The sequence below is a fragment of the Pseudomonas sp. genome (assembly GCF_035554175.1).
In the GTDB taxonomy this organism is placed as follows: Bacteria; Pseudomonadota; Gammaproteobacteria; order Pseudomonadales; family Pseudomonadaceae; genus Aquipseudomonas.
Map to the genome: position 1 here is coordinate 1 of NZ_DATMIV010000054.1, position 15506 is coordinate 15506.

13 protein-coding genes are annotated in these 15506 nt (G+C 61.2%); 4 read left to right on the forward strand and 9 right to left on the reverse strand.

The genetic code is table 11. The annotated features are described in order from the left end of the window. A partial coding sequence (locus tag VNV36_RS24010) for a filamentous hemagglutinin N-terminal domain-containing protein (RefSeq protein WP_325721260.1) occupies positions 1–732 on the reverse strand: 732 nt, incomplete at its 3' end. Between the two features lie 336 nt (positions 733–1068). Here VNV36_RS24010 and VNV36_RS24015 point away from each other — a divergent pair. From VNV36_RS24015 to VNV36_RS24025, 3 genes are read left to right on the forward strand one after another with little or no spacing between them, the layout of a single operon-like run. After that, entirely contained in the window at positions 1069–2313 is a 1245-nt protein-coding gene (locus VNV36_RS24015; RefSeq protein WP_325721262.1) for an exonuclease SbcCD subunit D C-terminal domain-containing protein, read from the forward strand. Further along, positions 2310–5951 carry an AAA family ATPase gene (locus VNV36_RS24020; RefSeq protein ID WP_325721264.1) on the forward strand — a complete coding sequence of 1214 codons (3642 nt, stop codon included), beginning with the start codon at positions 2310–2312 and terminating at the stop codon, positions 5949–5951. The genes VNV36_RS24015 and VNV36_RS24020 overlap by 4 nt, the downstream gene beginning before the upstream one ends. Next, positions 5948–6544 carry a glutathione S-transferase gene (locus tag VNV36_RS24025; protein WP_325721267.1) on the forward strand — a complete coding sequence of 199 codons (597 nt, stop codon included), beginning with the start codon at positions 5948–5950 and terminating at the stop codon, positions 6542–6544. The genes VNV36_RS24020 and VNV36_RS24025 overlap by 4 nt, the downstream gene beginning before the upstream one ends. Before the next feature lie 166 nt (positions 6545–6710). Here the strand turns inward: VNV36_RS24025 and VNV36_RS24030 are convergent, their stop codons facing one another. From VNV36_RS24030 to VNV36_RS24065, 8 genes are all read right to left on the reverse strand, one after another. Beyond that, positions 6711–6968 (reverse strand): hypothetical protein, encoded by a 258-nt coding sequence (locus VNV36_RS24030; RefSeq protein WP_325721269.1) that lies wholly within the window; start codon positions 6966–6968, stop codon positions 6711–6713. Beyond that, on the reverse strand, positions 6965–7177 hold the full coding sequence (locus VNV36_RS24035) for a hypothetical protein (RefSeq protein WP_325721271.1): 213 nt from the start codon (positions 7175–7177) through the stop codon (positions 6965–6967). The genes VNV36_RS24030 and VNV36_RS24035 overlap by 4 nt, the downstream gene beginning before the upstream one ends. A gap of 253 nt (positions 7178–7430) precedes the next feature. After that, on the reverse strand, positions 7431–7610 hold the full coding sequence (locus VNV36_RS24040; RefSeq protein WP_325721273.1) for a hypothetical protein: 180 nt from the start codon (positions 7608–7610) through the stop codon (positions 7431–7433). A gap of 156 nt (positions 7611–7766) precedes the next feature. Beyond that, positions 7767–8942: a lactonase family protein gene (locus VNV36_RS24045; RefSeq protein WP_325721275.1), complete on the reverse strand. Its 1176-nt coding sequence runs from the start codon at positions 8940–8942 to the stop codon at positions 7767–7769. Further along, the gene (locus VNV36_RS24050) at positions 8929–9240 is read right to left on the reverse strand and encodes a DUF5629 family protein (RefSeq protein ID WP_325721277.1); all 312 of its coding nucleotides are present in this window, start codon (positions 9238–9240) and stop codon (positions 8929–8931) included. Before VNV36_RS24050 ends, VNV36_RS24045 begins: the two co-directional genes overlap by 14 nt. Positions 9241–9403: 163 nt before the next feature. Beyond that, positions 9404–10984, reverse strand: coding sequence for an aldehyde dehydrogenase (NADP(+)) (locus tag VNV36_RS24055; RefSeq protein WP_325721279.1), 1581 nt, complete (start codon positions 10982–10984; stop codon positions 9404–9406). 9 nt (positions 10985–10993) lie between these two features. After that, the gene (gene araD1 / locus VNV36_RS24060) at positions 10994–11986 is read right to left on the reverse strand and encodes an AraD1 family protein (RefSeq protein ID WP_325721281.1); all 993 of its coding nucleotides are present in this window, start codon (positions 11984–11986) and stop codon (positions 10994–10996) included. Positions 11987–12131: 145 nt separating this feature from the next. Continuing rightward, positions 12132–13454, reverse strand: a complete 1323-nt coding sequence (locus tag VNV36_RS24065; RefSeq protein ID WP_325721283.1) for an MFS transporter — start codon at positions 13452–13454, stop codon at positions 12132–12134. 192 nt (positions 13455–13646) lie between these two features. Between VNV36_RS24065 and VNV36_RS24070 the strand changes: the two genes are divergently transcribed. Further along, positions 13647–15383 carry an IlvD/Edd family dehydratase gene (locus tag VNV36_RS24070; RefSeq protein ID WP_325721285.1) on the forward strand — a complete coding sequence of 579 codons (1737 nt, stop codon included), beginning with the start codon at positions 13647–13649 and terminating at the stop codon, positions 15381–15383. Positions 15384–15506 lie beyond the last annotated feature (123 nt).

Genomic DNA, 15506 nt, shown 5'->3' on the forward strand with positions numbered 1-15506 from the left:
GCTGTCGGCGTTGACGTCGTTGCGACCGGCGACGATGGTCAGGTTCTGCGCCTGAATCTGCGCGTTGATTTTCGCGCTGCGGGTGATGATTTCGAAGCGGTCGATGTTGGTCGCGTTGATGCCCGCGCCTTCGATGGCCACACTGCCCTGATCGACCTGGAAACGATCCAGCCGACCGTTTTCCAGCACCGGTTTGCCGGTGGTCAACGTCACCCGTGGCGCGTTGATAAAACCGCAGCCATTGCAGGTGATGCCGTACGGGTTGGCGACGATGACCCGCGCCGACTGCCCGGCCACTTCGGTGTAGCCGCGCAACTGGCTCGGGTTGCCGCTGATGACTTCGTTGAGGATCGCCTGCGCCGACCCGCTGTTCTTCAGGTTCGGATTGCCGATGACGTGCCCGGCCAACTGGGTGTTCGAGGTCTGGGTCGCGCCGTTGTTGAGGATGACGCCCTGCGCACCGACGTTGTAATCGTGGAACTGGTTATGCGACAGCCCGCTGGCATTGGGCGTGGCAATGTTGATGATCGGCACGCCGTTGCCGGCACGATCCAGTGTGGTATTGGGGTTGGCGACAACGATGCCGTCGGCCTGCGCCCACATCGGTTGCCAGAACATGACGTTCGCCAGCAGGAAGGCCAGTCCGCGCTTGGGCATGCCGAGGAACTGCTCGCGTTTGGCCACGACGGCAGAAGGCTGGCGAGCGAGGAATGCGTACTGGCGAACGTCCATGTAGAAGATCCTGCAACGGGCAATAATCGGTCTGATCAGGTGCCATGCTCCGCAGGAAAGCGGCGCGGATGAGCGCAAAGAGTCGCTGGCATCCCTGCAATAGCGCACTAGTATCAAAATAGTGGCGCGATATTAGATGGCCACTATTTTGGCGTCAATTAAAGGATGCGTTGAAAAATCGATTTCGATGAGCGGTGCAGCTCAAATTCGAAGGCAACAGTCGCCTGCCGACTGCGCAACGAGCGCTCAGGCCGCAATAATCTGTAAACTCTCCTCTCTTTCGCCGCCTGTCACTCCCTCGCGGCCACTACCTCTTTATTTGTTGCGGAGTCCACTTTGCGTCTGTTCCACACCTCCGACTGGCACCTTGGGCAAAACCTGCACGGCCAGGAGCGCGATTTCGAGCACGCGTGTTTTCTCGAATGGCTGCTGCGTCAGTTGCACCTGGCGCAGCCGGATGTGCTGCTGATCGCCGGGGACATCTTCGATACGGTTAACCCGCCGGTGAAAGCGCAGGAACGCCTCTACGATTTCATCGTCAGTGCTCACGAACAGCAGCCGCTGCTGACCATTGTGATGATCGCCGGCAACCATGATTCCGGCTCGCGGATCGAACTGCCGGCGCCGTTGATGCGGCGTTTGCGCACTCACGCGTTGGGCCGGGTGCTGTGGCTGGATGACGGCCAACTCGACGCCGAGCGCCTGTTACTGCCGCTGCCCGATGCCAAAGGCGAAATCGCCGCGTGGTGTCTGGCGCTGCCGTTTTTGCGCCCGGCGGAAGTCACTGGCGCGCATCTGGGCGACAACTATCTGCGTGGCATCGGTCAGGTGCATGAGTGGCTGATCGCGGCGGCGAATGCCAAGCGTCAGCCCGGGCAGGCGTTGATCGCTATCAGCCATGCGCACATGGCCGGCGGTTCGGTGTCGGAGGATTCCGAGCGCAGCCTGATCATCGGCAATGCCGAAGCCCTGCCCGCCAGCCTGTTTGGCGAAAGCATCAGCTATGTCGCCCTCGGCCATTTGCACAAGCCGCAGAAGGTCAACGGCGAGGAGCGCATCCGCTACAGCGGCTCGCCGATTCCGCTGTCGTTTTCGGAGATCGGTTATCAGCACCAGATTTTAGATGTAGTCCTTGATGGTGAAACGCTGGTCAGCGTCGAGCCGAAACTGATTCCGCGTTCGGTCAATCTGCAGCGCATCGGCCCGGCGCCGCTGGCCGAGATCCTCCTGCAACTGGCCGACCTGCCGAACATCGATCTGCTCGCCGAAACCCAGCGCCAGCCATGGCTGGAGGTGCGCGTGCGTCTCGACGAACCGCAACCGGATTTGCGCCATCAGGTGGAAACTGCGCTGCAAGGCAAAGCCGTGCGGCTGGTGCGCATCGCTGCTGAATATGCCGGCAATCGGGGCGCCGATGGCAGCGATGACGGCAGCACGCTGATCGAACTCGACCAGCTCACCCCGCAGGAATTGTTCAGCCGCGCCTGGCTCGACAACTACGGCAGCGAGGTCGATGAACAGACGCTCAAGGACTTCGCCGAACTGCTGCAGGACGTGCAACTGGAGGGCGAGCAGCCATGAAGATTCTTGCCATTCGCTTGAAGAACCTAGCTTCGCTGGCCGGGCCGTTCGAAATCGATTTCACCGCCGAACCGCTGGCCAGCGCCGGCCTGTTTGCGATCACTGGCCCGACTGGCGCTGGTAAAAGTACTTTGCTCGATGCGTTGTGCCTTGCGTTATTCGGCGCTGTGCCACGCCTGAACAACACTGGCCGCGATGCGAAAGTGCCCGACGCCGACGGTGAAATCGCCACTGGCGATCCGCGCACCTTGCTGCGGCGCGGCACCGGCGAGGGCTACGCGGAAGTGGATTTTGTCGGCGTCGATGGCCGTCGCTATCGGGCCCGCTGGGAAGCCAACCGCGCTCGTGAGAAGGCTGGCGGCAAGCTGCAAGCGAGCCGGCAGAGTCTGCGCGATATCGATCAGGACCAATTGCTGGCCAGCCAGAAAGGCGAATACAAAACCCAGCTGGAAGCCGCGCTGGGCCTGAACTTCGAACAGTTCACCCGCGCCGTACTGCTGGCGCAGAGCGAGTTCAGCGCCTTCCTCAAGGCTGACGACAACGACCGCAGCGAACTGCTGGAAAAGCTCACCGACACCGCGCTGTACACCCGCCTCGGCCGCCGCGCCTTCGACAAGACCAAAGAGGCCCGCGAAGCGCACAAGCTGCTGCAGGATCAGGCTACCGGCGTAACGCCGTTGGCGCCTGAAGCCCGCGCCGAACTGGACGAGCGTTTCAACGCCGCGCAGCTACAGATGAAGGCGCAACAGGCGCAGCTCAAACAGCTTGAGCAGCAGCACGGCTGGCTCAAGGACTTGCGCCTGTTGCAGGAGGCGCAGCAAGCGGCCGGCGAACAACTTCAGCTAGCGCAACAGCAATGGCAAGCACTGGCCAGCGAGCGGGAGAAACTGACACGCCTGGAGCAGCTCGGCCCGCAGCGCCATCAGTTCGCGCGTAAAGCCGAACTCGATGCCCTGCTGACGCCACTGGCCACGCAGATTGCCACGCACACGCAACAACACGCAGCGCTGAGCGAACGTCAGACGCAACTGGAGCAGAACCTCGACGCCGCAAAAATCGCCCTGGGCCAAGCGCAACAGCAGCAGAGCGAAAACGCACCACTGTTGCGTCAGGCATTCGACGAGCAAAGCACCCTCGCCCGCCTGATCAAGGACACCGCCAGCAGCGCCGAAGCCCGGCAGACCGCCGAGCAAGCGTTCAAGGATGGCCAAAACGCGATTCAGGCCTTGCAGGAAAAACAGGCTGAGGTCGCCGAGCGTTTGCAACGCATCGCCGCCGGGCTTGAGCAGAGTGCGCATCTGGCGCCGTTGAGCGATGCCTGGAGCGCCTACCGCGATCGTCTGCAACAACTGATGCTGATCGGTAACCGCTTGAACAAGGGCCAGACCGAGCTCGCATCGCTTGAACACAACGCCGCACGCAGTGCTGAACAACTGGCCTCGCACAAACAGCAACTGGAAGTGCTGTTCAAAGAGGCCGGCGCCGAGCCCGACGCGGTCGCCGAACAGATCGGCCTGCTCGGCACATTGCTGCAGGACAACCGCAAACAGCTGCGTGCGATCGAAGAGCTGTCGCGCCTGTGGGCCGCTCAACAGGATCTCGACAAACGCAGCGCGGACTTGCAACAACGCCAGCTCGACGCACAGCAACAACGTGAACGCCTGACCCAGGACGGGGTGAAAACCAAAGCCGAACTGACCGTGGCCGAGCAGACCCTCAGCGTCACCCGCGAACTGCTCGAGCGTCAGCGGCTGGCGCGCAGTGCCAGTGTCGAAGAGTTGCGCGCGCAGTTGCAGGACGATCAGCCCTGCCCGGTCTGCGGCAGCAACGAGCATCCGTATCACCAGCCCGAGGCGCTGCTGCAAAGTCTCGGCCGTCATGATGAAAGCGAACAGGCCAACGCCCAGCAAGTGGTCGATCAGCTCAAGGAGAAACTGATCGAGCTGCGCGGCGAAGTCGGTGGCGTGATCGCGCAACAGAAAGAGTTGCTGCAACAGCAGGAACAACTCGCCGCTCAGCAGCAAGCCCTGGCTTCAAGCCTTGACGCGCATCCACTGGCCGCGCAACTGCTCAATCAGGACGCTGACAAACGCGGCGCCTGGCTCAGCCGCCAGAACGAGCAGTTGAACCAGAGCATCACCCAGGACGAACAACGCCAGAGCGCCCTGCTTACCTTGCAGCAGGATGCGGCGCGTCTGTCGCAGCAATTGCGGCAGGCCGAAGTGGCGCACCAGCAGGCAGCGCAACAGCTGAGCCATCAGCAGCATGAACTCAACGGCGATCGTCAGCGCCTTGATGAAGAACTCAGCGCGTTCGGCCCGCTGTTGCCCGCCGACACGCTTGAAGCCCTGCGTGTTGAGCCGGCAGCGACGTTCATGCAGTTGGACCGGCAGATCGCCGAGCGCCTGGCGCAGCTTGAGCAGCAAAAGGAAGAACTCAGCGAACAGCAGCAACGCCAGCAGACGCTGGAAAAAGAACAGGATCGCCAACAGATTCGCGGCCAGCAACTGCACAGCGCCGCGCAGCGATTGCAAACCCTGACCGAACAGCAGCAAAGTTCTCAGGCGAAACTCGCGCAACTGCTCGGTGAACACAGCAGCGCCGAGCACTGGCAACAGCAGCTGGAAAACGCCGTGGGTCAGGCACGCAGCGCCGAAACCAGCACGGCTGAGGAATTGCAGAACGTGCGCACGCAACTCGTGCAAATCGCCGCAGAGCTGAAGGCGCAGCAGGAACGATTGCAGGCGCTGGAAGGTGAGGACAAAGCGCTCACCGCCAGGATCGCCGATTGGCGCGCCAGCCATCCGGAACTGGATGACGGTGGGCTCGAAGAGTTATTGCGGTTCGACGACGCGCAGGTCGCCCAACTGCGGCAAATCATTCAGCAAAACGAAAAAGCCATCGAACAGGCCCAGGTCTTGTTGCAGGAACGCGATCAGCGTCTGCTCGATCATCAGGCCCGGCAGGACAGCAGCCTCGACACCGAACAGCTCGACAGCGCCCTCGCCGAATTGCACAAACAGTTCGCCGTCAGCGAGCAGCAATGTGCCGAACTGCGCGCCGAACAGCTTGAAGACCAGCGCCGGCAGAACGCCAATCAGGCGCTGGCCCAGCAGATTGCCGATGCCTATGCCGAGTATCAGCGCTGGGCGCGGCTCAGTGCCCTGATCGGCTCGGCCACCGGCGACACCTTCCGCAAGATCGCTCAGGCCTACAACCTTGACCTACTGGTGCATCACGCCAACGCGCAGCTGCGCCAACTGGTCAAACGCTATCGCCTCAAACGTGGCGGCAGCATGCTCGGGCTGCTGGTGATGGACACGGAAATGGGCGATGAACTGCGCTCGGTGCATTCGTTGTCCGGCGGCGAGACGTTTCTGGTTTCGCTGGCATTGGCGCTGGGTCTGGCGTCGATGGCGTCGAGCACGCTGAAAATCGAATCGCTGTTTATCGACGAAGGGTTTGGCAGCCTCGATCCGGAGTCCTTGCAACTGGCCATGGATGCACTCGACGGCTTGCAGGCGCAGGGGCGCAAGGTCGCGGTGATTTCTCACGTACAGGAAATGCACGAGCGGATCCCGGTGCAGATTCAAGTGCGGCGCCAAGGCAATGGTTTGAGCACGCTGGAGGTGAAATGAACACGCTGTATTCTTTCCGCCGCTGCCCTTACGCCATGCGTGCGCGCATGGCGCTGCGTTATTCAGGCGTGCCGGTGGAGATTGTCGAAGTCAGCCTGAAGAACAAACCGGCCGAGATGCTCGCGCTCTCGCCCAAGGGCACGGTGCCGGTGCTGAACGCCGATGGCGTGGTGATTGATGAGAGCCTGCAGATCATGCGCTGGGCGTTGGCGCAGAATGATCCGGATGATTGGTTGCTGGCTGGGGACTCGTTCGCGGCGATGCGGCTGGAAAAGCTTGTTCAGGCTAACGATCAGGTGTTCAAGACAGCTTTGAATCGCTACAAGTACGCCGAGCGTTACCCTGAGCAGCCGATGGAGGTTTATCGGGCTGAAGGGGCGTTGTTCCTGCAGAAGCTGGATGAGCTGCTTGAAGGTCGTGACGACTTGCTGGCCGATCATCCGAGCCTCGCCGATATCGCCCTGCTGCCCTTCGTCCGGCAATTCGCTCATGTTGATCGCGAATGGTTTGCGCAGACGCCGTATGTTCGCTTGCAGGCATGGTTACAGCGCCTGCTCGAATCCGAACTGTTCACTTCAATCATGAAGAAGTGACCCTGAATCTCGCCTCACACCACACCTGTGGCGAGGGAGCTTGCTCCCGCTCGGCTGCGCAGCAGTCGCGGTCTGTTCAGGGCATCAGAAATACTGTGTCTGCAGGATTTGGGGTTGCTTCGCAACCCAGCGGGAGCAAGCTCCCTCGCCACAATGGTCCGCGTTTTTACGCCAAGGCGTTGCACATGCCCAGTGCCATGCAATCCACTTCAAACGGCCCGAGAAAATCGACTGCGGCCTTGACCGGTGGATTACCGGCCATCAGTCCCAGTGTGTTGGCGCGTTCAATGTTATGCGCGATGTTGTGGTTGGCCTCTATGGCGCGGGCCAGACCGCCCACCGAGCCTTGGCCAAACCCCAGCAGTGTGGCGCCGTTGGTCATCAGCGCGAGGCTGGCGATGATCCACAGTCTGTAGCCTTTCATGCGCCGCCGACTCCTGCGAGCTCGGCTCTGTCGACCATTGCGCCTTGCGAGCGCAATTCGAACTGGATGCCAGGGTGGGCGACGTCGATCGGCGCGTCGAAGCTGTGTTCCATTTGCGCGCCGATGCTGACGATCAGCACCACGGCCAGGTACAGACCGATGGCCAGGTAGGCGCCGCGTTTGGCAGAAGTGAGGATTGCGCTGGCCATGGTGTTCTCCCGTGGACAAAGGTTTCGATGGCCACAGAATCAATCAAAAAAACCGAGGCAACCACTCAGGGTTTGCAATGGTGCATATCAGCTTCGTTGATTATTTACCGGCTCTATTTGCCCGTTTGAAGAAACCTATAACCGGATGGCACGCACACGTGTAGGAGCTGCCGAAGGCTGCGATCTTTTGATTTTGAAAAAACAAGATCAAGAGATCGCAGCCTTTGGCAGCTCCTACAGGGAGACCGGAATTTCAGGCTTGGGTTTTATGATCCAGTGCGGCGTAGAAGTTGGCGCTTTGTTGCAGGTATTTCTGGGTGTAGCTCTGGGTATGGGACTTCTTGCTGCTGATCTCGACGTTGGCACTGGCTGGCAATACCACGGTGGCGGAGATGGCGGAGGCGGCGATTACGGAGAAGAGATTGAAGTTCATGGCGGTAACCCTCGTGTGCGTTTGCTTGGTTTGCCCGGTCGGGCTGTGAAACAAACGTAACGCTCGAGGGTTGTTCGCTTGAAATCTTTTGTAGCATTAGCCGTTATCAGTGCAATTAATACAACGGCGCAGGCCCCGCGAATCGGGGCCTGCGGCTCATTGTCGCACTAGAAACTTCAGATCGCTTGGCGCGTCGATCGGCAGTTTTTGCACGGTTTTACCCAGCAGTCCGGTCTTGGCATCGCGCTCGACGACGACAATCTGGTTGCTCTTCTGGTTGGCGATCAAGACGAATTTACCGCTCGGATCGAGGGCAAACTCGCGTGGGTGATCGCCATCGACCGAGCGCTTCTGCAGCTCTTTGAGCTGACCGCTCGCCGGGTCGATGCTGAACACCACCAGTTGGTTGGCCGTGCCGCGATTGCTGACGTAGAGGAACTTGCCATCGGCCGACGCATGCAGCGCGGCGGCCGCCTTGTCCGAGGTCGGCTGGCCCGCTGCCAGATCGACCAGTTGCGTTTGGGTCAGCACGCCATCGTTGTAGTCGAACGCCGCGACCTGAGCGCTCATTTCCATGGTCAGCCAGGCGTGTTTGCCGTCGGCGCTGAACAGCAGATGACGCGGGCCACTGCCGGCCGGCATCGCCACCGAGGCGGTTTTCGCCGGGGTCAGCGGCAAGTGTGGATTGGTTTTCGGGTCGTATTGATAGATGAAGACCTTGTCCGCGCCCAAGTCATTGGAGAACACATAGCGGCCGTCCGGCGAGGACACCGTCGAGTGCACGTGGTTGGAAGCCTGGCGCTCAGGGTTGACCCGACTGGCCGGGTGCCCGCTCATCTGCACCACCGGTTTCAGCTGGCCGTCGGCATCCACCGGCAATACCGCCAGGGTGCCGCCCGGGTCTTGCATCACCGAATAGTTGCTGACGAACAGGTGTTTGGCATCAGCGCTGAGGCTGGAGTGGGTCGGCTCGTTGCCCAGGCTCTGCACTTGATTGATCAGACTCAGCGCGTGGGTTTTCGGGTCGATGGCGAAACTGCTGACGCGACCGACCGGATCGGTCTGGCCCGGACCGTTTTCGTTGACCACGAACAGGCGTTTCTGGTCTTTCGAGAGGGTCAGCCACGATGGGTTTTCAGTCTTGACCACTTGCAGCGGCTTGGCGTCGATCTGGCCGGTGGCGCTGTCGAATTGCATGCGATAGATGCCCTGGCTGGAACCGGCGGTATACGAGCCGACCAGCAACTGCAAGGTCTCGGCAGAGGCGCTGGACAGTCCCATCGCACCGACGCTACCGGCCATCAGCAAAGGCCAGAAGTTACGCATTTTCATCAGATTCTTCCTCGTCATCGCTGCTGCTGACTACGTCGTCGAGACACACCAGGCGATGCTCGCCAGTGGTCTTGGTGTCGCTGGCGTAACCGACGATCAGCCAGCTCTTCAGCGTCTCATCGAACGTCGCCGCCGCGACCTGCGCCGGGGTGAATACCCAGTGCCTGGCTTCGCCGCCAATCATGCATTCGATGTGCAGGTTATCGTCCTCGTCGAGGGCCAATTCGAAGGCGTGCAGGCCATCGATTTCGACCATACCGCAATGTTCGAGGGCGTTGAGAAGGGTTTGGGCAGTCATGGCAAACAGTCTTTCTTTGGGGGAAAGGGCCAATGATAGCTCATGGCGCCCTGCCCTCCGTGTAGGAGCTGCCGCAGGCTGCGATCTTTTGATCTTGTTTTTAAAAGCAAAATCAAAAGATCGCAGCCTGCGGCAGCTCCTACACGGGAGATTGCGGTGCTGGCTAGATCGCCTCACGCGATGGCTTGCCATCGACCAGTCGCTGAATGCGCAGCGGGTTGGCGTTTTTCAGCGGCTCGGGCAGCAAGCTGTCCGGGTAGTTCTGGAAGCACACCGGGCGCAGGAAGCGATCGATCGCCAGCGTACCCACCGACGTACCGCGCGCGTCGGACGTGGCTGGATATGGCCCGCCGTGCACCATCGAATCGCACACCTCTACACCGGTCGGATAACCGTTGAGCAGAATGCGCCCGACCTTTTGTTCCAGCAGCGGCGTCAGTTCGGCGAATTGCTCAAAGTCCGCTGGCTCACCAATGATCGTCGCGGTCAGTTGACCATGCAGACCGTGCAGCGCCGCGCTGAGTTGTGCCTGATCGGCCACTTCAACGATCACTGTGGTGGGGCCGAACACCTCTTCCTGCAGCACTTCGTCAGCGTTGATCAACAGGCTGACATCGGCCTTGAACAACTGCGGCTGCGCCTGATTGCCCTGCTGCGGGTTGCCGGCCAGATGTTCGATGCCGGAATGGCCCAGCAGTTTTTCCAGACCTTTGCCATAGCTGCCAAGGGTGCCGGCGTTGAGCATGGTTTGCGCCGGCTGATCACCGATTGCAGCGGCGACTTGCTGTACAAACGCGCTGAACTGCGGCGAGCGAATGCCGATGACCAGACCCGGATTGGTGCAGAACTGACCGCAGCCCTGCACCACCGATGCGGTCAGATCGCGAGCGACGGTTTCCGAACGCACGGCGAGTGCCTGCGGCAGGACGATGACCGGGTTGATGCTCGACATTTCGGCAAATACCGGGATCGGTTGCGGCCGGGCAGCGGCCATGTCGCACAGCGCGCGACCGCCCTTGAGCGAGCCGGTGAAGCCAACCGCCTGAATCGCCGGATGCTTGACCAGCCATTCGCCGACGCCGCCACCGTAGATCATGTTGAACACGCCGGCGGGCATGCCGGTTTTTTCCGCCGCACGAATGATCGCGTCGGCGACCAGCTCAGCGGTGGCCATGTGGCCGCTGTGGGCCTTGAACACCACCGGGCAACCGGCGGCCAGCGCCGCTGCGGTATCGCCGCCAGCGGTGGAGAACGCCAGCGGGAAGTTGCTCGCGCCGAACACTGCAACGGGGCCGAGGCCAATGCGGTATTGGCGCAGATCCGGGCGTGGCAGCGGCTGACGATCGGGCAGCGGCAGATCGATCCGCGCGCCGTAGAAATCACCGCGACGCAAGACTTTGGCGAACAGGCGCATCTGCCCGCTGGTGCGACCGCGCTCGCCCTGAATGCGCCCGGCCGGCAGCGCGGTTTCACGGCAGACCACGGCAACGAAATCATCGCCAAGGGCGTCCAGCTCATCCGCCACCGTGTCGAGGAATTGCGCGCGACGTTCGGCGCTGAGGCTACGGTAAGTCGGGTAAGCCGCAGCGGCGGCTTTGGCGGCGGCGTCGACTTCTTCGGTCGTGGCCTGAATGAAATCGTGCGGCAGGGCCTCGCCGGTGCTGGCGTCGACCGAGTGCAGTTTGACGGTGCCGGCGGCGCTGCGCTGACCGCCGATGTAGTTGTGACCGAGAATCTGAGTCATGGGATCTCCTTAAAGGGTGCCGATGCTGTCCGGTTCAAAAGCCGCTTCGACCGGGACGATGCCGTTGACCAGCGGTGCGCCGAATTCGGCCTGGCTGATCTCGAACGTGTCGCCCGGTTGAGTGCGGATGCCGTCGGCAAACGACAGCGTCGCAGTGCCGAAAAAGTGAATGTGCACGTCGCCCGGACGCAGGAACTGACGGTACTTGAAGTGATGGTATTCGAGGTTCGCCAGGCTGTGGCACATGTTGGCCTCGCCGCTGAGAAACTCGTTTTGCCACAACACTTCGCCGTCACGCAGGATGCGACTGGTGCCGGCAAGGTGTTGAGGCAATTCACCGGTGCGAAGTTCCGGGCCATAACTGCAACTGCGCAATTTCGAGTGCGCGAGGTACAGGTAATTCTTGCGTTCCATGATGTGGTCGGAGAACTCGTTGCCCACCGCAAAACCAAGGCGATACGGCTTGCCGTCGTTGCCGATGATGTACAGCCCGGCCATCTCCGGTTCCTCGCCGGCGTCTTCGGCAAACGGCGGCAGCGGGAACGGCTGCCCCGGACGCACGACGATGCTGCCGTCGCCCTTGTAGAACCACTCCGGTTGCACACCGGCCTGCCCCGCCGCCGGTTTGCCGCCCTCCACGCCCCATTTGAAGATGCGCATGGTGTCGGTCATCGCCGCCTCGTCACCGGCCTGCTGGTGCATCTTGTCGCGGGCCGAAGCGCTGCCCAGGTGAGTCAGACCGGTGCCGCTGACCAGCATGTGTGCCGGATCCGGGTGATCCAGTGGCGGCAGGACGCGCAGGTCTTTGAGCAACTGCGCGTAGTCGTGACTGGCACCGAGGCCGAGGCTCTGCACTTGATGCTCAAGGCTGCTGCCGGCCTCGATCGCGGCGAGGGCCAGATCGCGCACGCTGCGTGTAGCTTGCACCTCACGAACCTGAGCGTTATCGACCACGCCGACACGGCGCTCGCCGTTGGTTAATTCGAATTGAACCAGATGCATGTTGTTCTCCTTTTCCATCAAAAACGCCGCTATCCCTTGTGGGAGCGAGCCCGCTTGCGAAAGCGGTGTATCAGTCACCCACAATGCTGGACGTGATGGCCTCTTCGCGAGCAGGCTCGCTCCCACAGGGGCCGGTGTTGGTCAGTCAGGTTCGGGTCGCGCCGCGTGCACTGGCGGCAAACTGCTCAACCGGCAGCACATGCTTGCGTTCCAGCGCACGGTAAACCACGCCCGTCAGAATCAGGCCGAACACCATCACGCCCGAGAGGAAATACAGGCCAGAAGCCAGATTGCCGGTGTATTCCTTCAATGCGCCGATCACGAACGGCCCGATATAGCCGCCGAGGTTGCCCACCGAGTTGATCAAGGCGATCCCCGCCGCTGCACTCGCGCCTGCAAAGAAACGGCCCGGCAAAGTCCAGAACACTGCCGTGCAGGAGAACAACGCGAACGCGACCAGGCACAGCGCCGCCAGTTGCGCTGCCGGCATCGACAGCCAGGCGCTGAAGAACAGGCCCAGCGCACCGAGCACATACAGCACCGCCAAATGGCCGTAGCGATCGTTCAAGCGATCGGAGCTGCGCGGAATGATCAGCAGGCCGATGATCCCGAAAATGTAAGGCACCGAAGAAACGAAACCGGTCACCAGGTCGCTGCCGCCGAACTGTTTGATCAACGTCGGCAGCCACAGGCCGAGGCCATAAATGCTCAGGGTTACCGGGAGATAGAACAGCGCCAGCAGCAGCACGCGTTTGTCTTTCAGCGCATGCAACGGATTGCCGTGACGGGTCTGGCCGTACTCCTGCAAATCTTTTTTCAGTTCGCCGGTCAGCCAGTCTTTTTCCGCCTGATCCATCCACTTCACTTGCTGCGGACCGTCCGGCAGCCAGCGCAGCACTGGCCAGGTCAGCAGGATCGCCGGGGTGCCGATGACGATGAACAGCCACTGCCAGCCGTGCAGGCCGAGGATGCCGTCCATGCCCAGCAAGCCACCGGAAACAGGACCGGTGATCATCATCGCGATCGGTTGCGAAAGGATGAACAGCCCGAGGATCTTGCCGCGATGGCGCACCGGAAACCACTGGGTGATGTAGTACAGAACGCCGGGGAAGAAGCCCGCCTCGGCCGCACCGAGCAGAAAGCGCATCACATAGAAACTGTGCGGCCCCTGAACGAACGCCATGCCGATGGTGATCGCGCCCCAGGTGATCATGATCCGCGCGAACCAGCGCCGCGCGCCGAAGCGTTCGAGCATCAGGTTGCTGGGAATCTCGAGCAGGAAGTAACCAATGAAAAACAGCCCGGCGCCCAGGCCATAGGCGGCGTCGCCGATGCCGATGTCGGCGCCCATGTGCAGCTTGGCGAAGCCGACGGCGGAGCGATCCACATAGGCGATCAGGTACAGCAGGATCAGGAAGGGAATCAGTTTCAGTGTGATGCGCCGGACAAGCCGCAATTCCTGGCTCATGAGATCGGTCTCCGATTGTTGTTTTTATAGAACCTCGGGGGACGCCTCTCGCTAAAACAGCCAGGGCCATCCCTCCGTCGAAAACGACTATATAGTAATACTAATTACCCAACAACACTTCCAAAGCGCCGATTTTGAGCTTAGATTAAGCGTCAGCTCGCAAACAATAGTCTTACAATAAGAGAATCGATCATGTCTGATAAGAAACCCACCCTGCGCTCCGCCCAATGGTTTGGCACAGCCGACAAGAACGGCTTCATGTACCGCAGCTGGATGAAGAATCAGGGCATCGCCGACCATCAGTTCCACGGCAAGCCGATCATCGGCATCTGCAACACCTGGTCGGAACTGACTCCGTGCAACGCGCATTTCCGCCAGATCGCGGAGCACGTCAAACGCGGGGTGATCGAGGCCGGTGGTTTTCCGGTGGAATTTCCGGTGTTCTCCAATGGCGAATCGAACCTGCGCCCGACCGCCATGCTCACCCGCAACCTGGCAAGCATGGATGTTGAAGAAGCCATTCGCGGCAACCCGATCGACGGTGTGGTGCTGCTGACCGGCTGCGACAAAACCACCCCGGCGCTGTTGATGGGCGCGGCCAGTTGCGACGTGCCCGCGATCGTCGTCACCGGCGGGCCGATGCTCAACGGCAAGCACAAGGGCAAGGACATCGGTTCCGGCACCGTGGTCTGGCAGCTCAGCGAACAGGTCAAGGCCGGCACCATCACCATCGACGATTTCCTCGCGGCCGAGGGCGGCATGTCGCGCTCGGCGGGCACCTGCAACACCATGGGCACCGCCTCGACCATGGCGTGCATGGCTGAAGCACTGGGCACTTCGCTGCCGCACAACGCGGCGATCCCGGCAGTGGATGCACGGCGCTACGTGTTGGCGCACATGTCCGGCATGCGTGCCGTGGAAATGGTGCGTGAAGACCTGAAGCTGTCGAAGATCCTCACCAAGGAAGCCTTTGAAAACGCCATTCGTGTCAACGCCGCCATCGGTGGTTCGACCAACGCGGTTATCCACCTGAAAGCCATCGCCGGGCGCATCGGTGTCGAACTCGATCTGGACGACTGGACGCGTATCGGTCGTGGCATGCCGACCATCCTCGACTTGCAGCCGTCCGGGCGTTTCCTGATGGAAGAGTTCTACTACGCCGGTGGCCTGCCAGCGGTACTGCGTCGCCTCGGCGAAGCCAATCTGATCCCTAACCCGGACGCGCTCACCGTCAACGGCAAATCGATTGGCGAGAACACCAAGGACGCGCCGATTTATGGCGAAGACGAAGTGATCCGCACCCTCGACAATCCGATTCGCGCTGACGGCGGCATCTGCGTATTGCGCGGCAACCTGGCGCCACTGGGTGCGGTGCTCAAGCCTTCCGCCGCGACCCCGGAATTGATGCAGCATCGCGGCCGTGCGGTGGTGTTCGAGAACTTCGACATGTACAAGGCGCGGATCAACGACCCGGAACTGGACGTCGATAAAGATTCGATTCTGGTCATGAAAAACTGCGGGCCGAAGGGTTATCCGGGCATGGCTGAAGTCGGCAACATGGGCTTGCCGGCCAAGCTGTTGGCGCAGGGTGTGACCGACATGGTGCGTATCTCCGACGCTCGCATGAGCGGCACCGCGTACGGCACGGTGGTTTTGCACGTAGCACCGGAAGCCGCAGCGGGCGGGCCTTTGGCGGCGGTGCAGGAAGGCGACTGGATTGAACTCGATTGCGCCAGCGGTCGTTTGCATCTGGATATTCCCGAGGCGGAACTGGCTGCGCGCATGGCCGATCTGCAAACGCCGCCGCAGTTGCTGGTGGGTGGTTATCGTCAGCTGTACATCGACCACGTGCTGCAGGCGGATCAGGGCTGCGACTTTGACTTCCTCGTCGGTTGCCGAGGCGCTGAAGTCCCCCGCCACTCTCACTGATCACACAAATCCCTGTGGGAGCGAGCTTGCTCGCGAAAGCGGCGTGTCAGCCAAATATATGGCACTGACAGTCCCTCTTCGCGAGCAAGCTCGCTCCCACAGTTGTTCTATACCCGACTCAAG